21 protein-coding genes and 1 tRNA gene are annotated in these 19,829 nt (G+C 67.1%); 10 read left to right on the forward strand and 12 right to left on the reverse strand.

All coding sequences use genetic code 11. The features are described 5' to 3' along the window. Positions 1 to 95: 95 nt before the first annotated feature. Positions 96 to 1,184, reverse strand: coding sequence for a hypothetical protein (locus U5919_RS02910; protein WP_336022014.1), 1,089 nt, complete (start codon positions 1,182 to 1,184; stop codon positions 96 to 98). Positions 1,185 to 1,545: 361 nt separating this feature from the next. Between U5919_RS02910 and U5919_RS02915 the strand changes: the two genes are divergently transcribed. Together U5919_RS02915 and U5919_RS02920 are read left to right on the forward strand one after the other, a co-directional pair. Further along, positions 1,546 to 1,794, forward strand: a complete 249-nt coding sequence (locus tag U5919_RS02915) for a YhbY family RNA-binding protein (RefSeq protein ID WP_336022016.1) — start codon at positions 1,546 to 1,548, stop codon at positions 1,792 to 1,794. Further along, positions 1,791 to 2,705 carry a mechanosensitive ion channel family protein gene (locus U5919_RS02920; protein ID WP_336022017.1) on the forward strand — a complete coding sequence of 305 codons (915 nt, stop codon included), beginning with the start codon at positions 1,791 to 1,793 and terminating at the stop codon, positions 2,703 to 2,705. Before U5919_RS02915 ends, U5919_RS02920 begins: the two co-directional genes overlap by 4 nt. A 133-nt stretch (positions 2,706 to 2,838) precedes the next feature. Here the strand turns inward: U5919_RS02920 and U5919_RS02925 are convergent, their stop codons facing one another. Further along, the gene (locus tag U5919_RS02925) at positions 2,839 to 3,651 is read right to left on the reverse strand and encodes an HD domain-containing protein (RefSeq protein ID WP_336022019.1); all 813 of its coding nucleotides are present in this window, start codon (positions 3,649 to 3,651) and stop codon (positions 2,839 to 2,841) included. 46 nt (positions 3,652 to 3,697) lie between these two features. Further along, positions 3,698 to 4,186, reverse strand: a complete 489-nt coding sequence (locus U5919_RS02930; RefSeq protein ID WP_336022021.1) for a peroxiredoxin — start codon at positions 4,184 to 4,186, stop codon at positions 3,698 to 3,700. Between the two features lie 131 nt (positions 4,187 to 4,317). Here U5919_RS02930 and tatA point away from each other — a divergent pair, with 131 nt between their 5' ends. Together tatA and U5919_RS02940 are read left to right on the forward strand one after the other, a co-directional pair. After that, positions 4,318 to 4,581, forward strand: a complete 264-nt coding sequence (gene tatA / locus U5919_RS02935; protein WP_336022022.1) for a twin-arginine translocase TatA/TatE family subunit — start codon at positions 4,318 to 4,320, stop codon at positions 4,579 to 4,581. 69 nt (positions 4,582 to 4,650) lie between these two features. Further along, positions 4,651 to 4,724: transfer RNA gene (locus U5919_RS02940), tRNA-Arg, on the forward strand. A gap of 106 nt (positions 4,725 to 4,830) precedes the next feature. On the opposite strand, the gene U5919_RS02945 is transcribed toward U5919_RS02940, so the two are convergent. The 5 genes from U5919_RS02945 to U5919_RS02965 all read right to left on the reverse strand — a co-directional run bounded on the left by U5919_RS02945 (position 4,831) and on the right by U5919_RS02965 (position 8,136). Further along, a complete protein-coding gene (locus U5919_RS02945) occupies positions 4,831 to 5,142 on the reverse strand; it encodes a hypothetical protein (protein ID WP_336022023.1) in 312 nt (103 codons plus the stop codon). Positions 5,143 to 5,261: 119 nt separating this feature from the next. Next, the gene (locus U5919_RS02950) at positions 5,262 to 6,095 is read right to left on the reverse strand and encodes an MBL fold metallo-hydrolase (protein ID WP_336022024.1); all 834 of its coding nucleotides are present in this window, start codon (positions 6,093 to 6,095) and stop codon (positions 5,262 to 5,264) included. 490 nt (positions 6,096 to 6,585) lie between these two features. Next, entirely contained in the window at positions 6,586 to 7,026 is a 441-nt protein-coding gene (locus U5919_RS02955; protein ID WP_336022025.1) for a DUF302 domain-containing protein, read from the reverse strand. Positions 7,027 to 7,150: 124 nt separating this feature from the next. After that, positions 7,151 to 7,840, reverse strand: a complete 690-nt coding sequence (locus U5919_RS02960) for a CPBP family glutamic-type intramembrane protease (protein WP_425604191.1) — start codon at positions 7,838 to 7,840, stop codon at positions 7,151 to 7,153. Between the two features lie 14 nt (positions 7,841 to 7,854). Next, a complete protein-coding gene (locus U5919_RS02965) occupies positions 7,855 to 8,136 on the reverse strand; it encodes a DUF5789 family protein (protein ID WP_336022026.1) in 282 nt (93 codons plus the stop codon). Positions 8,137 to 8,352: 216 nt separating this feature from the next. On the opposite strand from U5919_RS02965, the gene U5919_RS02970 reads away from it, so the two are divergent. After that, entirely contained in the window at positions 8,353 to 9,309 is a 957-nt protein-coding gene (locus U5919_RS02970; protein WP_336022027.1) for a cell division protein CdpA domain-containing protein, read from the forward strand. A gap of 21 nt (positions 9,310 to 9,330) precedes the next feature. Here the strand turns inward: U5919_RS02970 and U5919_RS02975 are convergent, their stop codons facing one another. From U5919_RS02975 to U5919_RS02985, 3 genes are read right to left on the reverse strand one after another with little or no spacing between them, the layout of a single operon-like run. Beyond that, a complete protein-coding gene (locus U5919_RS02975; protein WP_336022028.1) occupies positions 9,331 to 9,834 on the reverse strand; it encodes a Mut7-C RNAse domain-containing protein in 504 nt (167 codons plus the stop codon). A gap of 25 nt (positions 9,835 to 9,859) precedes the next feature. Next, positions 9,860 to 11,626: a DNA polymerase/3'-5' exonuclease PolX gene (gene polX / locus U5919_RS02980; protein ID WP_336022029.1), complete on the reverse strand. Its 1,767-nt coding sequence runs from the start codon at positions 11,624 to 11,626 to the stop codon at positions 9,860 to 9,862. After that, the gene (locus U5919_RS02985; protein ID WP_336022030.1) at positions 11,623 to 12,117 is read right to left on the reverse strand and encodes a DUF5788 family protein; all 495 of its coding nucleotides are present in this window, start codon (positions 12,115 to 12,117) and stop codon (positions 11,623 to 11,625) included. The genes polX and U5919_RS02985 overlap by 4 nt, the downstream gene beginning before the upstream one ends. A gap of 135 nt (positions 12,118 to 12,252) precedes the next feature. Here U5919_RS02985 and U5919_RS02990 point away from each other — a divergent pair, with 135 nt between their 5' ends. Next, positions 12,253 to 13,602: an alkaline phosphatase family protein gene (locus tag U5919_RS02990; protein WP_336022031.1), complete on the forward strand. Its 1,350-nt coding sequence runs from the start codon at positions 12,253 to 12,255 to the stop codon at positions 13,600 to 13,602. 29 nt (positions 13,603 to 13,631) lie between these two features. Here the strand turns inward: U5919_RS02990 and U5919_RS02995 are convergent, their stop codons facing one another. Further along, positions 13,632 to 14,720 (reverse strand): tubulin/FtsZ family protein, encoded by a 1,089-nt coding sequence (locus U5919_RS02995; protein WP_336022032.1) that lies wholly within the window; start codon positions 14,718 to 14,720, stop codon positions 13,632 to 13,634. A 73-nt stretch (positions 14,721 to 14,793) separates the two neighbouring features. On the opposite strand from U5919_RS02995, the gene U5919_RS03000 reads away from it, so the two are divergent. From U5919_RS03000 to U5919_RS03015, 4 genes are all read left to right on the forward strand, one after another. Next, positions 14,794 to 15,294: a DUF7310 family coiled-coil domain-containing protein gene (locus U5919_RS03000; RefSeq protein ID WP_336022033.1), complete on the forward strand. Its 501-nt coding sequence runs from the start codon at positions 14,794 to 14,796 to the stop codon at positions 15,292 to 15,294. Further along, positions 15,291 to 15,752: a DUF7311 family protein gene (locus tag U5919_RS03005; RefSeq protein WP_336022034.1), complete on the forward strand. Its 462-nt coding sequence runs from the start codon at positions 15,291 to 15,293 to the stop codon at positions 15,750 to 15,752. Before U5919_RS03000 ends, U5919_RS03005 begins: the two co-directional genes overlap by 4 nt. A gap of 76 nt (positions 15,753 to 15,828) precedes the next feature. Next, the gene (locus U5919_RS03010) at positions 15,829 to 17,934 is read left to right on the forward strand and encodes an ATPase, T2SS/T4P/T4SS family (protein ID WP_336022035.1); all 2,106 of its coding nucleotides are present in this window, start codon (positions 15,829 to 15,831) and stop codon (positions 17,932 to 17,934) included. Beyond that, the gene (locus U5919_RS03015; RefSeq protein ID WP_336022036.1) at positions 17,934 to 19,763 is read left to right on the forward strand and encodes a type II secretion system protein; all 1,830 of its coding nucleotides are present in this window, start codon (positions 17,934 to 17,936) and stop codon (positions 19,761 to 19,763) included. Before U5919_RS03010 ends, U5919_RS03015 begins: the two co-directional genes overlap by 1 nt. Positions 19,764 to 19,829: the final 66 nt, after the last annotated feature.

The following is a 19,829-nucleotide window of genomic DNA, read 5'->3' on the forward strand; positions in this document are numbered from 1 at the left end:
TAGCGTTTGCAACTGATTGCTCATCAGATCGAACGACAGCGTTCGATCGAGTGAGTGAAGACTTGCAAACGCTACTATATCAGTGAGAAGCCGGCTCAGTCGTAGAAGCGTTCGGCGGGGACCCACTCGCGCTCGAACTCGTACTCCTCGACGAGCGACTCCCAGTTGTCGGGGAAGGTGATCTTCTCCGTGACCGGGCCGCCGATCGACATCCCGACGATGGCGTTGAACCGACCGGGGCCGCCGACTGTCGCGAGTTTGACCGATTCCGGTTCGGAGTACTGCGGGACCTGCCGGCGGGGGACGTCGGTGTCTCCGTACGTCCCGGAACTCTCGAGCAGGGCTGGGTGTGAGTCGGTGCTCATATTCGAGTTCTCGACGAGGTACCCCTTGATGTCGTCCTTGCTCAGTCCCGCTTCGGCCAGTTCCTCGGCGTTGTAGGGGTTGATCGCGTGGGTGATCGTCGCGTTGAGGTTCTCGCCGGTCTTCGAGCGCATCGACTGTGGGGTGTTCCGGATCATCCCGTCGAGGATCTTCTCGGCGGTGTTCTCGCTGGGAAGCCACTGCGTCCAGCCGTTCGGTCCGGAAAGCGTGATCGTGCTCTCGCCCTCGTCGTACCCGTTCGTGACGTGGAACGGCTCCCACGGGCTGGCCTCTTCGTTCTCGCCCGCGAGCAGGTAGAACTTCGCGGGGTTTCCCATCACCCCCATATCCTTCTCGCCGGGGTAGATCTTCGCCGTGTTGCGGTAGGCGATGCCGAGCGCGCGCGAGATGGTCTGGTTGGCGTGGTAGTTCGGGCCGAGCGCCCCCGTCCCGCTCTCGATGTCGAGTTTGTTCCGAACGGGCCCGTTGACTATCCACTGGTACGCCCACGAACCCGTGCTCACCGACGACTGAATCGAGTTCGAGTCGGGATCCGCGAACGCCCGAGCACCCGCTTCGAGCACCGGCATATACGGCGGGATACAGCCCGCCATCACGGCGTTGGCCGCGAGGTCTCCGACCGTGATCGGGTTGTCCGCGTTGCCGATGCGGCCGAGGACGTGCTCGGGCGGTAGGTCGGTTCCGCGGAGCATCTCCTCGACTCGCTCCTCGGTGGGCGGGACGACGGGAAGGCCGTCTGTCAATCCCTGCTCGTAGAGTGATCGGTACGTCTCGTCGAACGAATCGTGTGCGTCGGACATAGTGAACTGTCGGTGATCGCGTGCGGGTTGTCCGCTCGGTGTATCGACCTCCGTCGCGCGCGGTCGGCAGCAACCCGCGACAGCATCGCGGGCGACTCACCCGTCCCACGGGCGAAACCGGGTCCCGGTGATGTGATGGGTCCCACGAGCGGCATATCGTAGCATTTGCAACTGATCTGTCATCCGATGGCACGCGGTCGTGCGATCGAGTGGGTGAAGACTTGCAAATGCTACTATAATCAATAATTATATATCCGTTACATAAGTGTTGATCTCTCGTCAACGGACCGATCTGTCGGAGTCGCATCTCCGTTTCTTGGAGTATTAACGTTCAAACCATCTGCCTTCCAAACGAAGTCGTATGTCGGAGCACGAGCTGCGGAAAGCAGCCCACGATCTGGACGTCACCGTCTGGGTCGGGAAGGAGGGGATAGACCCGGTCGTCGAGGAGGCGTCCGACCAATTGAAAGAGCGCGACCTGATCAAAGTCAAGTTCCTTCGCGCCGCGCGCGGCGGCACGACCGTCGAAGAACTCGCCGACGAGCTCGCTGAGCGGACCAACGCGACGGTCATCGAAACGCGGGGTAACACGGGAGTCCTGCACCGATGAGCGTAGGGGTGTCGCTGCAGGCCGGTATCGGACTGAACGACACGATCGCCCGCTTTCTGAACGGGTTCGGACTCCCGGACGCGGCCGCCAGCCTCCTCGGACAGGCGATCGCGTTCCTCATCGTGTTCGCGGTCGTGTTCGTTCTCGGTCGGAGCCTGCTGCTCCCGATCGCGACGCGGACGATGGACTCCCGCGGAATCGAGTCGCACGCGCAGAAGCCGCTCCGCCGACTCCTCGTCGTCGTCGTCGGCTTCGCCGGAGTCACGGCCGCGTTCGGCGCGGCGGGCTACCCCAACTTCCTACAGTCGCTGGCGACGATCGCCGCCGCGGCCACGCTGGCGATCGGCTTCGCTATGCAGAACGTGTTACAGAACTTCGTCGCCGGGATCTTCATTTACACCGACAAGCCGTTCAAGATCGGCGATTGGATCCAATGGGACGGCAACTCCGGGATCGTCGAAGACATCAGTTTCCGCGTCACCCGCGTCCGGACGTTCGACAACGAACTGCTGACGGTTCCGAACTCGGCGCTGACCGACGGCGTCATCAAGAACCCCGTCGCGAAGGACAAACTCCGCCTGCAGGTGCCCTTCGGAATCGGCTACGACGACGACGTCGAGCGGGCGACCGAGATCATCGTCGAGGAGGCCGAGGCCCGCGAGGACATCCTCGATGACCCCGCGCCGTCGGTGCGGCTCACCGAACTGGGCGACTCCTCGGTGACGCTCACTTCCCGCATCTGGATCGACGATCCCAACCGCTCGGACTTCGTGAAGACCCGCGGCGAGTACGTCACGACCGTCAAGCGCCGCTTCGACGAGGAGGGCATCGACATCCCGTACCCGAACCGCACGCTCGGCGGCGAACTCACCGTCGCCGGTCTCGAAGAGGTCTCGCCCGCCGACGACTGAGACCGCTGGTTCTCCGTTCGATCGCCTACGTCGGCGGCCGCGCCGGCGAAGAGATCATTTCCTAGCGTTCGCCCGTCGCCACTCACTCGATCGCACGACTGCGTGCCATCGGACGAACAATGGGTCGCAAACGCTACAGCTCGATCCGCTCGACCAGTTGATCCTCGGACCTCGTGTTGACGGCGACGATGCGAACGTGCTCTTCGAGTCCCGAATCCTCTAATTTCTCCTTGAGGAGGTTGTCGACCTGATAGACGCCCGCGGCGTTCACCATCTCGATCTCGACGAGCACCGGCTTTCCGTCTCCCGTTCGGAGCGAGACGTTCTCGATCGCCTGACTGGAGAGCGTGTTGATCCCGCGGCCGCCCTTCTCGTAGGGGATGCGCGACCGCCCGCGTTCCATATCGAGCGCGTCGGCGACGCGGATGATCCCCGCCTCGGTCGTCAGTGGATCCTCTTCGGTATGGTGACAGAGGATCGCGTGCAACACCTCGGCCTTCAGCCGCACGGTCGACTCGGTGTCGTAGAAGCCCAACTGCGGGATGAGCCGGTCGAGGAGGTCGGCCGCGAGCGGGATCGAGTAGTAGACGTGGCCGTCGCGGTGAACCACGTGCCCGATGTCGTGTAGCGTCGCGGCCAGCGCGATGATCACCGGTTCGTCGGCCTCTTCGAGGCCTTGGTCTGCCGCGCCGTTGCACGCGACGTCGCCACCTTTCAGGAGATCGTACAGGCAGAGCGCGCGGTTGCGGACGATCTCGATGTGTTTCGGCCCGTGATCGTTGTACCCCTTTCGCGCCACTGCGTTGACGTTCTGCGCCTCGAGATAAGTCGAGATTTCCGGATCCGTCGTGATCTCTTCGAGGACGGCGTTGAGTCGGTTATCGGGGAAGTTGTGCTCGGTGTCGGGGTCGTACTCGCGACCCCCGTTGCCGGTCGAGTCAGTCATCACTCCCGGTACTTCAGCGACGGCAAAGAATCTGCGGACGTGCGGTTCACACCGACGTAGCGCGCGCCGCTTCCGCTGCCGCCGCAACTTCGTCGTAGTCGGGTTCGACGCCGGGATCGTCGCTCACCCACGCGTACGTGACCTCGCCGTCGTCGTCGACGACGAACACCGCGCGCTTCGCGAGGTTGTAGACGCCGAGGTCGGCGAAATCCATCGAGACGCCGTACGCGTCGATGATCTCGCGGTTGCTGTCGCTGAGGAGGCCGAAGTTGAGATCGTTCTGCTCGCGGAACTCGTTGAGCGTGAACGGCGTGTCGATGCTGACGCCGTAGACCTCCGCGCCGACGTCCTCGAAGTTCGCCAGCCGGTCGCGAAAGGTGCACATCTCGGTCGTGCACGTGCCCGTGAAGGCGGCGGGGAAGAACGCGAGCACGACCGGCTCGTCGCCGAGGGTCTCCGAGAGCGTGAACGATTCGACGTCGCCGTTCGCGAGCGGTGCGGTAAAATCAGGAGCATCGTCGCCGACTGAGACCATATTCTGTGTTCGGGAGACCTCGCGGTTGAATCTTCCTGTCTTTGCTTGCGGTTTCTGTGACGACTGGCGGGTTTTACCGGGCTGGCCGAGCAAAAAGCCTATAATTACCACTGGGTTAGAATCTGGTAGCGATGTACGGAACTATCACCCCATTGTTCCCGGGGCTGCCGGGTGGACCGGAAGTGCTCGTCGTCCTGCTCATACTGGTGCTGCTGTTCGGCGCTAACAAGATCCCGAAACTCGCCCGCTCGACGGGGCAAGCGATGGGCGAATTCCGACGCGGCCGCGAGGAGATCGAAGAGGAACTGAAGGGGATGGACGACGACGACGAAGAGGACGAAGAAACGACGTCGACGGAATCGACCTCGACCGAGAAGTCGACCGAGACGAACTAACGCGCTTTCCACCCGGATCTTTTCGCGAAACCGAGTCTGTTTAAGCCACCGCTACGCTACTCGTCGGTGGGACGTGTGGCCTAGTGGACCAGGGCGAGGGGTTCCTAACCCCTAGATCGCGGGTTCGAATCCCGTCACGTCCGTTTTCCGCCGAGCGATAGCGAGGCGTGAAAACGACACTGCGGGATTCGAATCAGGGAGGTCGCGTGGATCACCCGACCTTTCGTCGTCGCCGGCTCTCCGACCCGATTACCCGATATTCTGGGTGAGGAGCGTCTCTCTCGTCACCTGTCCGTTGTTGATTCGCTTTTCGACGACGCGAAGTTTCATCTTGACCGTGGATTCGTCGAGGTCGAGGAGATCGGCGATGGTGTCTAACGAGCGCTCGGTGAGCTGGCGGACGGCTTTGACTTCAGCTTCCTCTTCTACGAGGGGAGTGTGGTCCGCCAGCTCGGTTGCGCGGCAGCGATTGCACACTGCTTGGTCCCAGTGATCGAACTGCCCGACGATACGTCCGTTCTCGACGTCTTCGCTCTCCCCGCAACGACTGCATTCCGTCATTGATGTATCACTGTCATACCGTCTGTTAATTGTTGGTGCCTATCGTCTATCACAGGCGAAACGGACCGAGGAATCGACCCACCTCCCGAGAGACGCACGCGATCAGTCTGGAAATGCCCCTATAGGTCCACGCGGTCGCCGATCTCGGCGATTTCCAGCGACTGCGGGTACTCGTAACTTCGCGCGTGGTGGTGCAGCACCTTCGGATCGGCGGTCATTCCCTTCCACATATCCCAGTGGCTCGGGAGGAAGCGGTCCAGTTGGAGATCCGACGCCGACTTGACCGCCTCGTTCTCCGTGGAGTACCAGCGGGTGCGAACCGGCTCTCGGGTCTGCTTGTCCGGGATGTTGCCGATCGCGCCGAAGGCGAGCACGCCGAGGTCGATGTCGTAGCGCTCACCCAGTTCGTCGAAGTCGTCGTGCGGTTTCGTGTCGCCGCCGTGGAAGAACGTCCCCGAGTCGTGCTCGAAGACGTACGAGACCGGATGCGTCGAGTCGGGATCGTGGGAGAATTCGACGTGGACGGTGAACTCGCCGACGTCGAGGGTGTCGCCCTCCGCGATTTCCGTGAACTGTGACTCCGAGAGGTCGTACTCGTCGAGCCACGCCTCGTCGTCGACGGCGACCGACAGCGAGTCGTCGGGGGCGTAGAAATCCGCGCCCGTGTTCTCTAAGATTGGTGCCTGACTCGGCCCGTGGGTGTGGTCCGTGTGCTCGTGGGTGGCGAAGACGGCGTCCATCTCCGCGACGTCCTCGGGATCGAAGGGAACGGGGATCATCCGGACCGTCCGCGGCGGATCGCCGGTACCGAGATACGGGTCGATCGCGACGGTCGTACCCTCGCTGCCTTTCAGAATGAAACCGTTGCAGCCGAGGTACCAGACGGCGACGGTGTCGGGATCCGCTGCTTCGACGGCGCGCGGGAGCCAGTCTCCCCAGTCGCTTCGAGTCATACGTGTCGCTGTGGCAGGCGTCGGGCTAAGTGTTCCGGACCGGGACGCGCGCGATCGCCGGCGATGGATCGCCACCAACGCCCCGATTCGGCCACTCCCGTAACGTGGATGTAGTCCGTGTCACGACAATACGTAACCGAATTGGCTGTCAAGTCAGATCAGAGTGTATATGTGTCCACTATTCGTTGAAGGTGCTCTAAGTACTTCAAACAATATCGACAGAAGACACTTATTACATACCGCCGACATTCCTGCTATGACAGCTACTCACAGGGAGACGGCACACTTTTCGCAGATGGACACGACGATGCGGCGACTGGGGTCGTGGACACCGCCTCGGCCGGACGAAGGTGGCTAATCGTCGCAGTTCCGTTCGATCGTCGTCGATCGATCAAACGGTTACTCCGCGCCTATAGGAGCGTTTGCAAGTATTCATTCACGCGATCGCACGCTGTCGTGCGATCTGATGAACAATCAGTCGCAACCGCTGCTATAGGTTGCCGAACGCCTCGTCGACGAGTTCGCCGGTATCCGCGATGATGTCTGCCATCTCCTCGCTGTCGGGTGCCATCCCGACGAGTCGCGCGATGCGCATAATGCTCACGTGATAGACCGTCTGGACGCCCGGCTCCTCCTGCCAGATCACGACGTTGCACGGGAACAGCCCGCCCATCTTCTTGTCGCTCGCGTCGAGGGAGCGGTCCGCCATCGTCGGGTTACACGCGCCGAGTACGTAGTACGGGTCGCGGTCGGCGTCGACCTTCTCGTTGAGCATCTCCGAGGGGGAGAACTCCGTCGCGACGCCGAAGCCCGCGTCGGTGAACGCCTCGCGCACGTGTTCGATCGCGTCCTCGTGCTCCATTCGGAGGGTCGCCCGTTCTTGCCCGATGTCGCCCGCGGCGATCGCGCTCGGATCGATAGGTAGCGTCATTGGATCGACGTACGTCGCGCGAGAATGAAAAAGTACGGACTTGTCTGTATTGTGCACACCCGAGACCGATTCACTCGATCGCGCTTGCTCTTGATCCGGTCGATCGCATACCCCCGAGCCGGGATCACAACGGAATCGGGAGCCACCGAAGCGCCGCCAGCACGTCCTCCGGTGGGATGAGGGGGTCGTGGAGGATCAGCCAGTCGAGCAGGGTCAAGCCGAGTCCGTGGGCGACGATGGAGGGCAGAAGCGACTGGCTGTGGTAGTCGACCGCACCGAAGAGGACGTCAGTGGGTCCCGAAAGGAGGAGTTCGATCGGGGGTTTCCCGACGTGATGCAGCGCGTAGACGACCGGGCTGATGAAGACGCTCTTGAACCCGAACTCGTCGCTGACGCCGACGCAGAGCAGCCCGCGGTAGTAGGTCTCGGCGGCGATGACGACGAGCAGTTGCTGGACCGTGTGCGGGAGGAACTGTCCGAGCGCGGTGGTCGTCTCCCACATCGGGTAGTACGTGCGGATGCTCGGCAGCGACGAGCCGACGAGATAGAACGGCAGCACGAAGGCCGCGAGGAGGAGCGTGTCGCGGACGGCGGTGCGGTCGACGCGAAACCCGAGCCGCCGCCCGTGCGAGAGGGCCAGACTGACCGGGATCAGGAAAAACAAGATCACGTCGCGGACGACCCGCGCCGTGAGGCTCGACGGCGGGACCGACCACGTGCTCCACAGCACCGAGAGGACCAATCCGACCAACAGCGACCGCTGGAGCCAACTCAGTTCGCCGACGGCGGTCCGGATGCGGGCGTTTACGGACACCGTCGCACGCGTCGTTACTCGGTGGCGACTGGTTCGTCGCCGACGACGTCCTTCACGAGTGAGACGAACGTCTGCCGAGAGTCGACGTACGTCTCGTCGACCTCTTCGAGCACGTCCGAGAGCGTCTGCGGCCCCGAGGGCGTTCGGATGACGCTGTCGCCTTCCTGTGCGATGATTCGGCTCATCTCGTGGGGCCACGTGAGGCGCGCGGCGACGCGCGCGAGGGGCTGACCCTCCACAGGCGTCTCCTCGCCCAACTCGACGACGGGGCCCGCTGATTCCTCCTCGTCTGCCATACGCGTCGATTTGCCATCACTGACAATAATCCCTTCGACACGCTCTGCGATTCCCGAGAGTCGGCGTTACAGGCGGTCGATTCGTCCGCCGATATCGCCGTCCACCGCCGCTTCCAGCGCCGAATCGTCGACGTCGCGCGCCGCCGATACCGACGTCGACGTTCGTCGTGCGCCCGTCTGACGCATCGTTTTGTGTGGTGACTACGAAGAGGGGCTATGCCCAGTCTCTCGGAGGTCTACAGGGGAAAGCAAACGGGGGCGAGCCTCCGCCGACTGCTCTTCGGATTGGGGCTGTTTCTCGCGGGGGGCCTCCTCGTCGTCTCGGGGATCGTCGTCGCGACCACCGATCTCCTGTACGGATCGGACGTGGCGGCGCTGACGGCCAAACGACAGCTCGGAGCCGTCCTCGCCGGCGTCGGCATCCCGTCGGTGTTCCTCGGAATCTTCGCCGTGCTCCCGTCGGGGCGGCTCACCAAGGCCGCGGCGGTCGTCGGTGCCGGGGTCGCCGTCGTCGGCGTCGCGCTGTTCACGTACGCGTACCCCTGCCACTGGTCGGGGTCGCTCTGCGCCGACAGCACCCCGGATCTGACGCTTCTGACCGTCGGTATCTACTTTCTCGGCGCGATGCTCACCTTCTGGTGTCTGTTCGTCGGCGTCGCGAACTTCAAGACGCGAAACGACCCCGGCGGCACCGCGATGGTCAGCGTGACGCGCCGGCACGAGACGACGTACGTCCCCGTCGAACGCCCCCGCAGTGGGTTCGGCGGCATCGGCTTCTTCGGCGGCACGCCCGACGGCGAGGTCGAAACCCAGACCGGCAGCGCGGGACCGGGGCCCGCTTCCGACGGCGGGAGCGACGCCGAGGTTATCTCCTCGCCGCTGGACGACTCGTCGGCGACGCCGTCGAACCCCGCCACACCGACGTCGCCCTCGCGGTCGGCCTCGTCCACCCCCTCGGAACCGGCATCGCCCTCGACACGCGCCCCCTCGCAGCCGAGCGCGGGCCCGTCCGGAAATCGAAACTTCGACGCCGCCGACAGCTACTGCGGCAACTGCGCGCACTTCGAGTACGTCCGAACCGAATCGGGGATTGAACCCTACTGCGGTGCCCACGAGGAACTGATGGACGACATGGACCCCTGCGAGGAGTGGACGCCGCGGCCGGATCGGTGAGATCGATCAACCCGCTGCGAGTTATTTTCTGACGCCCGCGAGCGTCGCTCGCACGTCGTCCCAGTGACTCCCCTTCCAGAACACCTGCCCGCAGTCGCGACACCGCCAGCAGGCCGTCTCCGCGGGATCGGGCATCCCACTCGAAAGCGACTCGTCGGCGTCGACGCGTCCGAGTTCGCCGTTGCACGCGCCGCAGCGACGCGGCGGATCCGCGAGCGACAGGTCGAAGCCCGCCTCGTAGAGCGCGTCGAGCTGTTCGACCACGTCGCGGCTCGTCAGCAACACCGCGTCGTCGACGCGCGCCGCGAGGTCGACGTCCCGCGTGACGAGCGTTCGACCCGACCGCTCGGCCCACGCGGCGATGTCGGCGTCCGACGGGCTCTCGGTCGTCGAGGCGGACTCGGAGGTGCGTTCAGTCCCGGCCCCGTCCTCCGGATCGAGCACGTACGCCGCGTCGTAGCCGCACATCCGCAGGTACGTCGCCAGTTTGCCGCACATCGCGTCGACGAGGAGTCGTTCGCTCATCGCTCTCACACCGGCTCGACGTCCGTCAGTGCAGGAACGTCTCGAGGTCGTCGACGTCCCACGCGTTCAGCACGTCGTCGCGCTCGCACCATCCTCGCCGGGCCGTGTGCACCCCATACCGGACGTAGTCGAGCGCCCCGGGCGCGTGGGCGTCGGTGTCGATCGCGATCGTCGCGCCCTGTTCGACGGCGACGCGGACGAGTTCGCCCCAGAGATCCAAGCGGGCCGGGTCCGCGTTGATCTCCAGTGCCGTCCCGGCGTCGGCCGCCGCCTCGACGAGCCGTGCGATGTCGAGGTCGAGGCCCTCGCGCTCGTTGATGAGCCGGCCGGTCGGATGGCCCAAGATGTCGACGCTCGGATGTTCGACGGCGCGGACGAGTCGCTCAGTGGCGGTCTCGCGGTCCTGCCCGAGTGCCGCGTGCGGCGAGGCGACGACGACGTCGAGGTCGGCGAGCAGGTCGTCGCCGGTCGAGAGCCCCCCCTCGGCGTCGATGTTGGTCTCGACGCCGTGGAAGAGTTTCAGGTCCGCATCCAGCGTCTCTCCGAGCGCCTCTCGGACCGAGTCGACCGCGTCCGTCTGCTCGCGAAGTTCCGCGTCCGAGAGCCCCACGCCGCCGACCATCCCGGGGCCGGTCGCGTGGTCCGTCACGGCGTAGTAGTCGTAGCCGCGCTCGGCGGCGGCCTCGACCATCTCCTCGATCGACGCGCGGCCGTCGGACCAGTCAGTGTGGGTGTGCAGGTCGCCGCGGACGTCGCTCTCCTCGAGGAGGGCTGGAAGCGTCCCCTCGTGCGCGGCGTCGATCTCGCCGGTCCCCTCGCGGATCTCCGGCGGGATGAGCGGCAGATCGAGCGCCGCGTACATCGATTCCTCGGTCTCGCCCGCGACGCGCTCGCCGATCCGCTGGTCCGCGTCGGGCTCGTCGACCTCCGAGACGTCGAAGACGCCGTACTCGTTCATCTTCAGCCCACGGCCGATCGCGAGGTTCCGGAGTTCGACGTTGTGCTCTTTGCTTCCGGTGAAGTACTGCAGCGCCGCGCCGAACTCCTCGGGGACGACCACCCGCAGATCCACGCGGATGCCGTCGACGCGGACGCCCGCCTTGTGCTCGCCCGCCTCGATGACGTCGTTCGCGGCGGGCCACTCGACGAACGCGTCGACGACCCGCGCGCCCGACTCGGCGGCGACGAGGACGTCGACGTCGCCGATCGTGTCGCGCCACCGTCGGAGCGAGCCGGCGACGTCGGCCCGTTCGACGGCGTCGACGTCGCGCAGGTACGCGAGCGCGTCCTCCCCGAGGGGCAGCGCGTCCCCGAGCCGCTCGCGCTCTCTCGCCTGCCGCGCGAACGCGATGTTCTCGCGGATGTTCTCCTCGGTCTTCGCGCCGAATCCCTTCACCTCTCGAATCTGCCCGCTCTCGGCCGCCGCTTCGAGTTCGTCGAGCGTCGTGATTTCGAGGGCATCATAGAGTGCACCGACGGTTTTGGGGCCGACGCCCTCGACGCGCGTGAGCGCCTCCATCTCGACCGGGAGCTTCTCGCGCAGCTCCGCCAGTTCTCCGATCTCGCCGGTCTCGACGTACTCGACGACCTTCGAGGAGATGGCGTCGCCGACGCCGTCGATCTCCTCGACGGCCGCTTCGCCCTCCGCGGCCAGCGCCTCGATCGCCTCGGGGTGCTCGCGGATGTTCTCGGCGGCCCGGCGGTAGACGTTCGGCTTGTACTCGACGCCGTCGGCCTCGAGGAGGTCGGCGAACAGTTCGAGCTGTCGCGCGACCTCGGCGTTTCGGCTCACCGACGCCCGCCTCCCGATCCCCCTGTTCCGCCGCGTCCGCCTCCCGACCCCCGTCCGCCGGCGGGACTGCTACTGACGTCCTCGTGGCCGAGCGCCTGCTTCAGGAAGCGCACCCAGCGCTTCTGGTCGGCGGTCGCCTGTACCGACGACTCCTCTTCGAGATCGACGGGGCGGAGCTGTTCGAGCGCGTTCAGCGCGCGGTCGATGCCGACGATGCTCTCGGCGAGGCGTTCCCCTTTCTCGTAGGAGATCTCTCCGTCCTTGATCTTCCGGAGTCGCTGGCGACGCTCCCGGCGGAGGTTCCGCTTCGCCTCGTCGACGCGGTCGCGCTCGCCCGACGGAATCGTGTCGCGGCGCTTGATCTCGAAGACGAACTCGCGGAGGTCGATCTCCTCGCCCTGCACGTCGATCGCGTCGGGGATCTCGACGCCGACGGTCGCGGCCTCGCGGTTGACGCGCTCCAACAGCTGCTTTCGCTGGAACTCCTTCACGGCTCTTACGTGCCTTTGTCGCGGCGCGTACTTCGCTCCTTCGCCGCGGGCGGTCGAGATCGACGCGTCGCAGACAGCGGCAGACGTTCGCGCGGAGACGAAAGTTCTTATGACTCACGGGGGAATACGACCGATATGGGATTGTTCGACCGGCTGCGCGGGGAAGATCACCCGCGCGTCGCTTTCATCGGTATCGACGGCGTACCCTTCAGTCTCCTCGCCGACAGCTCTGAGCTCTTTCCGAACTTCGCCGCGCTCGCCGAGGAGGGCAGCGCCGGCGCGATCGAGAGCATCGTGCCGCCGGAGTCCTCCGCCTGCTGGCCCTCGCTCACGACTGGCGTGAATCCGGGGGAAACGGGTGTTTATGGCTTTCAAGACCGCGAAAACGGCTCCTACGACACCTACGTCCCGATGGGGCGTGACGTACAGGCGACGCGCCTGTGGGACCGCGTCACCGACGACGGGCGACAGGCCAGCGTGATGAACGTCCCCGTGACGTTCCCGCCGCAGCGCAACGTCCAGCGGATGGTCTCGGGCTTCCTCTCGCCGGGCGTCAAAAAGGCCGCCCACCCCGAGGAGTTCCGCGACGAACTCGATTCGATGAACTACCGCATCGACGTCAACGCCAAACTCGGCCACGACGACGACAAGTCGGACTTCGTCGAGAACGCTCACGAGACGCTCGACCGACGGTACGAGGCCTTTACCTCGGTCCTCGATCGCGACGACTGGGACCTCTTCTTCGGCGTCTTCATGACGACCGACCGGGTGAATCACTTCCTCTTCGAGGACTACGAGCGCGACGGCGAGAACAAGGGGGCCTTCATCGAGTTCTACGAGAAGGTCGACGAGTACGTCGGGAAGATCCGCGAGGCGCTGCCGGAGGACGTGACGCTCGTCGTCGCCTCGGATCACGGGTTCACCTCGCTGGACTATGAGGTCCACTGCAACGCGTGGCTCGAAGAGGCGGGCTGGCTCTCCTACGAGGACGACGACCACGACGAACTCGGCGACATCGCCGACGACGCGCGCGCGTACTCGCTCATTCCCGGCCGGTTCTACATCAACCTCGAAGGCCGCGAGCCGCGGGGGAGCGTCCCCGAGGACGAGTACGAGGCGGTTCGATCGGAACTCAAAGCCGAACTCGAAGCGCTCGAAGGCCCCGACGGTCGAAAGGTCGCAGACCGCGTCGTCGAGAAGGAAGACGCCTTCCGCGGCGACCACGACGACATCGCCCCGGACCTCGTCGTCGTTCCGAACCACGGCTTCGATCTGAAATCCGGGTTCACGGGCCACGAGGACGTGTTCGGGAAGGGTCCCCGAAACGGGATGCACAGCTTCGACAACGCGTCGCTGTTCGTCGACGACCCCGACGTGGAAATCACCGACGCGGACCTCTACGACATCGCGCCGACGGTCCTCGATCTGATGGAAGTCGACTACGCTCGCGCTGAGTTCGACGGTGCGAGTCTGTTGCAGCAGTAAGGACGCACGGACCGCCGACGCGAACGCGGCTACAACAGGTTGTCGAGGTCGTCGTTGGCCCACATATCGCCGGGGTTATCGGGTTTCGCTTCCGCGGCGGTCTCCTCTTCCTGCGCCTCCTTCGCGCGCTGCATAAACGCCTCCAACCGCTCGGAGCGTTCGATTCCGCCGAGGAGGATCAATGTCGCGATCCGATCGCTCGACAGCGGGAAGTCGCCGCCGCGAACCTGCAGGCTCCCCGTCTCCTCTTCGACCCAGCGTCGGGCGCGCTCGACGCCCTTCCGCGGGACGGCGTCCTGTCTGCCGGCGACGACGACGAGCGCGGCGTCGGCGTCGGTCGCGTCCGGCAGGCTCGACCCCGTGAGCAGCGCGCGGCGGGTCGTGCTCATCACGGTGTTGATGTTCTCCTCGGCCTCGGGGGCCGCCTCAGCGGAGGCGTAGCCGAGCGCGGCGATCGAGCCGTTCCGGAGCGTGTTGATGATCTCCGAGGAGTCGACGACGCTCTCGGCGACGCCCTCGACGGACTCGCCGGACGCGAGCAGTAGACCGACCCGCTTTGCGATCTCGCGGTTGATCGAGTCGAACCCCTCGGTGACGCTCTCGCCGGCCGACCGGAACGCGTCGTTGTCGACGAGGAGCAGCGAATCGGACTCGCGCGCGAACGTTTTCAGCGATCGGCCGGCGTTGACTTGGTACATCGATCCCTCGTCGCGCCCCGGGAGGATACCGAGCCCGTAGACCGGGACGTCGTAGATGCGTTTGAGCTCCTTCGCGACGACGGGCGCGCCGCCGCTGCCGGTGCCGCCGCCCAGCCCGGCGACGACGAAGATCGCCTCGGCTTCGGCCGTGATCGACCCGTCGAGCGCGGAGAGCACCTCTTGGATATCTGCCTGCATCACCTCCGCACCGAGTTCGTTGTCGCCGCCGACACCTTGGCCTTTCACGCGGTCTTGGCCGACGAGGACGGTCTCGAAGGGGAGGGAGCTGAGATCTGCCTGCGCGGTGTTGACCGCGACAGCGCCGCGGACGGCACCGAACCCCATCCGCTCGTCGAAATCGACCAGTTCGCGGGCGAGTTTCCCGCCGGCTTGGCCGACACCAATCAGGACGGACTTCATACCCGTATCTCTCCGAGGTGGACCTTCAACCTTGGTGCCTGAGTTTATAAGGGAGAACGGGGCCACTCGCGATATGACGACCGCACCCGAGCGAGACGATCTGCGGGCGTGCGAATCCGACGAATTCGACGCTCACCCGACAAATGCCGGGACGATCGAGGCCGGGACCGGCGATCGGGTCCCCGACACCGACGCGGATGTCGCCTCGCTCGAACGGCGGCTGGCGTCGGTGGAGGCCGAACTCGACGCCGTCCGCGGGCTCCTCGGCGGCGTCGACGCTGTCGACGAGGCGGTCGAGCGGCGCGCGTCGATCGCGCTCGCGAAGGTCGAATCGCTGGAAGAGCGGCTGAAATCGTCGGACGGCGGGCTGGTTCGGGAGCGACTTCCCGAGACGGGCGCGCGCAAGGAGATCTCTCGGTCGAGGACAGCTCACAGCACAGCCACGGCCGACGACGGATCACAGTCGCCCGACGCAAGCGGCGAACGGGAACTCGGCGCTGGGACGGTCGAGCCTCGCCGATCCGACGATGAACGCGAGTCGTTGGCGACGCGCCTTCGCGACGCGTTCCAGTGATCCGGCTGGTCGTCGCCGCCGTGCTGACAGTGGCGACGCTCGCGGCCGCACTGCCCGCTATCGACGACGCGAGGGCGACCGGGACCGACCGGGAACTGGCGGGAACCGTCGACCGGATCGAACGCGCCGGGGCGGCACTGGCCGCGACCGAAGACGCGACGCCGAGGCGGTCACAGGCAGCAGTCCGACGTGTGGCGGTCCGGCTTCCGAAAGCGTCGCTGGCGACCGCGCGACCCGCGTTCGTCGCGATCGGGGGGAAGCCGGATGGAGCGGGGAACCGCTCGCTCGTCGCCTACGGATCGTCCTCGGGGTCGACTCGGCTTCGGGGGCTCTCGCTTCCCGTGCCGGTTCGAACGCCGAACGGTCCCGTCGTCTTCGAGGCGACCGGTCGGCACGCCGTCTCGCTCGCGCTCGTCGTCGACGGCGGCCGGCCGGTGATCGTCGTCACGCGCGGGTGAGTGGTGCGGGATCGACCGTCGATGTTCGCGCCACCCGGTCCAACGGTTTATATACGGAGACGCGGCCACCGGCGCTATGACTTCGATCCGCGACGATGAACCGGCGGCCGGTTCCGACTCGACGCTCGCTGACGTCACTACCGCCATCGACCGGTTCGCTGCGACTCTTGGCCTCGCGACTGACGGCGGCGATCGCAGTGGGCCTGCGGGGGATGCAAAGACCTCAGAAACTGCCGAAGCGTGTCGCTGTCGGCCGTCCTTCGAACATCCCTCGGGAACGGGGATCACGGACCGGCGAGCGCTCATCGTCGACGCGTCGACGTGTCCCGGCGATGGCGATCTGGCGTTGAGCCCCGGCTGTCGGGCGACCGTCGTCGCCGCGCTCGAAGAACGCGACGTCGACGTGGTCCGGACGCGCTCGGACGGCATCGAACGCACGTATGCGGACGCCGCGGTCGGACTGTTGCTCGCCGCCGGTCGATTCGCGGAACGGGCGCGCGCCCACGACGACTCACTGGCCGAGCGCGCACGCGTCGACCCGCTCGGGGCCGCCCACCGAGCGACGGGTCGCGCGGGGGCGCTCTCACGGATCGCAGCGGAGTCGGGGCTCGCGGCGGGTGTCGATCACGTTGCGGGCCGACGCGGTGGATCGGCGGTCGATCCGGAATCGAACCGCTACCGGGAGGCGCTTCGAGCGTTCGTCGGACCGACGGTCGCTCGGGCCCGCGTTTCGACGCGGCCGCCGTCCGCCGCGCTCCGCGAGTCGCGGACGCTCCCGACTGACGCTGAGGTGCGGCGGTACGACACGTGTGACGGCCCGCTGTATCACCTGACGCCGACGGCTCACGACCTCGCTGCCGACGCGACCGCGACGCTCGCTGCGGCGTATCGCGTCCTCGCGAACGGTTCCGTCGCGGGAGGTTCCCGCGCGGCCGGCAGAGCGGTCCGGCGAGTCGCCGACGCCGACGAGCCGATCGAGACGATCGCAGCGGTTCTGGATCGGTACACCCGCGGCCTCGGCGTGTTCGAGCATTTCTTCGCCGACGAGCGCGTCTCCGACGTCGTTGTCTCCGCACCCGTGACGGACGCGCCCGTTCGGGTCGTCGTCGACGGCGAGCGTCGCCCGACGAACGTCCGCCTGACGCCCGACGGAGCCGCGTCGCTCGCATCGCGCTTCCGACGCGAGAGCGGCCGCGCGTTCTCCCGGAGCGCGCCGACCCTCGACGCCTCGGTCGTCGCCGAGACGGGGCGTCGAATCCGCGTCGCGGGCGTGACCGCGCCGGCCAGCGACGGACTGGGGTTCGCGTTCCGCGCCCGCGACGACGACGCGTGGACGCTCCCGCGACTCGTCGGGGCGGGATCACTGCCCGCGGACGCCGCGGCGTTTCTCTCGCTCGCGGTCGCGGGCGGCGCGGCGACGATCGTCGCCGGAACGCGCGGAGCGGGCAAGACGACGCTTCTCGGCGCGCTCCTCTGGGAGCTTCCGGCGACGACGCGGCTCGTGAGCATCGAGGACACGCCGGAGCTTCCGATCGAAGCGCTCCGGGAGCGCGGCCGCGACGTGCAGGCGTTACACACCGACGTCGGCGCGGGAGCAGCCGGGGATTCCGGCGGGGGCAGTACCCGACGGGACGGCGGCAGCGGTCGAAGCGGCTTCTCGCCGACCGACGCGCTGCGGACGGCGCTCAGACTCGGCGACGGCGCGCTCGTCGTCGGCGAGGTCAGAGGCGGCGAGGCGCGGTCGCTGTACGAGGCGATGCGCGTCGGCGCGCACGGGCACGCCGTCCTCGGCACGATCCACGGCGACTCGGCCGCGGCGGTCCGCGAGCGCGTCGTCTCCGACCTCGGCGTGCCGCCCTCCTCGTTCGGGGCGACTGATCTAGTCGTCACCTGCGTGCGCGACGGCGACGAACGATACGTGTCCGCCGTCGAGGGGGTGCGGACGACGGGCGACGAATCGACGTTCGTCCCGCTGTTCCAGCGCCGCGACGGCTCGCTGCAGTCGACGGGGGCCGTCGAACGGGGCGACAGCGCGGTCTTCGAGCGGCTCTGCGGCGACTGCGAGTCCTACAGTGACCTCCTGTCTCGGCTCAATCGGACGGCCGAACGGTTCGACCGCCTCGCGTCGGCGTCGCTGACGACGCCCGAGGCGTGCGACCGGAGCCGTCGCGGAGGGCTGTGATGGCGGGTGCGGCCCGAGTCCGCCGAGCGATTCGCCTCCAGCGGATCGCTCGAACGCTCGCCGAGTGGTACCCGGGCGACGTCGAGCCGACCGACGACCTCCACCGCTCGCTGGCGTTCCTCGGCAGCGACCTCCGCGCCGACACCGTCGTTCGCGCCGGGTACGTCGCCGCCGTCCCCGTCGCCGTGCTCGCGCTCTGCGCGCTCGTCGCGTTGCTCCCAGTGCTCCCGGTCGCGGCGTCGGTGCCCGCGGCGGCGGGAATCGGCCTCGGAGCGACGCACGTCGTCCATCGACTGCCGGTCGCGGCGGCAACGCTCCGCCGGGCCCGCGCGCTCGGCGATGCGCCCAGTCTCGTCGCGCGCGCGGCACTCCGGCTTCGACTCGACTCGACGCCCGAGCGGGCCGCGATATTCGCCGCGCGGACGGGCACGGGACCGCTCGCTCGCAGCCTCGCGGCGCACGCCGAACGGACGCGATCGGGGCCGTCGGCCGGCCTCGACGCCTTCGCCGCGGAGTGGCGCTCGTGGTTCCCGGCGCTCGAACGGTCGATCGCGCTGCTCTCGGCCGCGGTGGAGGCACCGCCGGACGAGCGCGAACAGGCGCTCGAACGGGCCTTAGAGACGGTCCTCGACGGCGCGCGAACGGAGATGGCCGAGTTCGCCGGCGACGTCCGCGGCCCGGCCAGCGGGATCTACGCCTTCGGCGTCCTGCTCCCGCTCGCGCTGGTCGGCGTGCTGCCCGCCGCCCGCGCCGGTGGCGTGACGATTCCCGCCTCGGTCTTCGTCGTCCTCTACGACGTCCTGCTTCCGGTCGGACTCGTCGGCGCGGGCGCGTGGCTACTCCTCCGACGCCCGATCGCGATCGCGCCGCCGCGCGTGACTGCGGCGCACCCGGACGTGCCCTCGGAACCGACGCGCGGCGTCGTCGCGGGCGTTCTCGGCGTCGCATTCGGATTCGTCTGCGGCTCGGCCGTCGCTTCGTGGGCCGCGCCCGTCGCTGCCGTGGGAACCGGGGTCGGCGCGGCGCTCGTCGTTCACTACCGACCGATGGCCGCGGTCCGTCGTGACGTCAGCGCTGTCGAGGCCGGACTGGCAGACGCGACGGCGGTCGTCGGTCGGCGGGTCGGTGCCGGCGAGGCGGTCGAGACGGCGATCGAGTCGGCCGCGGGGGCGACGACCGGGCGGACGAGCGACCTCTTCGAGGCGGCTTCCGGCGTGCAACGTCGGCTGCGAGTCGGCGTCAGAGCGGCGTTTCTGGGCGAACACGGCGCGCTGCGCGATATCCCGAGCCGACGCGCGCGAGCGACGGCGTCGCTCCTCGCGGTCGCCGCGGCGGAGGGTCGGCCCGCCGGCGGAACGCTCGTCCGACTGGCCGATCACCTCACCGAGCTCCGTCGCGTCGAGGAGGAGGCGCGACGAGAGCTCGCGGCGATCACCGGAACGCTGGGTCACACCGCGGCGCTGTTCGCCCCGCTCGTCGGCGGCGCGACCGTGGCGATGGCGACGCAGATGGCGGCGTCGGAGGCGACAACGGGATCGAGCGCGTCGACAGCGGGTGCGAGTGCATCGACCGCAGGTGCATCGACGACGGGAGCGACGACATCGCTCGCCGCGACGGGTGTGCCGGGCGTCGCCACGCTCGATCCGTCGACGCTCGGTGCGGCCGTCGGCGTCTACGTGCTCGCGCTCGCGGCGGTCCTCACCGTCGTCGCGACCGGGCTCGACCGCGGCCTCGACCGCTCGCTCGTGGGGTATCGAACCGGCCTCGCGCTGCTCGCTGCGACCGCGACCTATCTCGTCGCGTATCAGGGTGCGGCGATGCTGTTCTGAGGCGGTCAGAAAACCGTTTCCGATCCCGCGAACCCAGCCGAGCGTTTATATACGGAGACGCGGCCA

It is taken from the genome of Halobellus sp. LT62 (assembly GCF_037031285.1).
In the GTDB taxonomy this organism is placed as follows: Archaea; Halobacteriota; Halobacteria; order Halobacteriales; family Haloferacaceae; genus Haloquadratum; species Haloquadratum salinisoli.

Coding starts and splice junctions, on each gene's coding strand:
- U5919_RS02910 (WP_336022014.1), bottom strand. CDS start 1,184: ATGTCCGACGCACACGATTCGTTCGACGAGACGTACCGATCACTCTAC.
- U5919_RS03010 (WP_336022035.1), top strand. CDS start 15,829: ATGACTTCGATCCGCGACGATGAACCGGCGGCCGGTTCCGACTCGACG.
- U5919_RS02965 (WP_336022026.1), bottom strand. CDS start 8,136: ATGGCAGACGAGGAGGAATCAGCGGGCCCCGTCGTCGAGTTGGGCGAG.
- U5919_RS02950 (WP_336022024.1), bottom strand. CDS start 6,095: ATGACTCGAAGCGACTGGGGAGACTGGCTCCCGCGCGCCGTCGAAGCA.
- U5919_RS03015 (WP_336022036.1), top strand. CDS start 17,934: ATGGCGGGTGCGGCCCGAGTCCGCCGAGCGATTCGCCTCCAGCGGATC.
- U5919_RS02995 (WP_336022032.1), bottom strand. CDS start 14,720: ATGAAGTCCGTCCTGATTGGTGTCGGCCAAGCCGGCGGGAAACTCGCC.
- U5919_RS02975 (WP_336022028.1), bottom strand. CDS start 9,834: ATGAGCGAACGACTCCTCGTCGACGCGATGTGCGGCAAACTGGCGACG.
- U5919_RS03000 (WP_336022033.1), top strand. CDS start 14,794: ATGACGACCGCACCCGAGCGAGACGATCTGCGGGCGTGCGAATCCGAC.
- U5919_RS02920 (WP_336022017.1), top strand. CDS start 1,791: ATGAGCGTAGGGGTGTCGCTGCAGGCCGGTATCGGACTGAACGACACG.
- U5919_RS02930 (WP_336022021.1), bottom strand. CDS start 4,186: ATGGTCTCAGTCGGCGACGATGCTCCTGATTTTACCGCACCGCTCGCG.
- U5919_RS02915 (WP_336022016.1), top strand. CDS start 1,546: ATGTCGGAGCACGAGCTGCGGAAAGCAGCCCACGATCTGGACGTCACC.
- tatA (WP_336022022.1), top strand. CDS start 4,318: ATGTACGGAACTATCACCCCATTGTTCCCGGGGCTGCCGGGTGGACCG.
- U5919_RS02990 (WP_336022031.1), top strand. CDS start 12,253: ATGGGATTGTTCGACCGGCTGCGCGGGGAAGATCACCCGCGCGTCGCT.
- U5919_RS02955 (WP_336022025.1), bottom strand. CDS start 7,026: ATGACGCTACCTATCGATCCGAGCGCGATCGCCGCGGGCGACATCGGG.
- U5919_RS02970 (WP_336022027.1), top strand. CDS start 8,353: ATGCCCAGTCTCTCGGAGGTCTACAGGGGAAAGCAAACGGGGGCGAGC.
- U5919_RS02945 (WP_336022023.1), bottom strand. CDS start 5,142: ATGACGGAATGCAGTCGTTGCGGGGAGAGCGAAGACGTCGAGAACGGA.
- U5919_RS02925 (WP_336022019.1), bottom strand. CDS start 3,651: ATGACTGACTCGACCGGCAACGGGGGTCGCGAGTACGACCCCGACACC.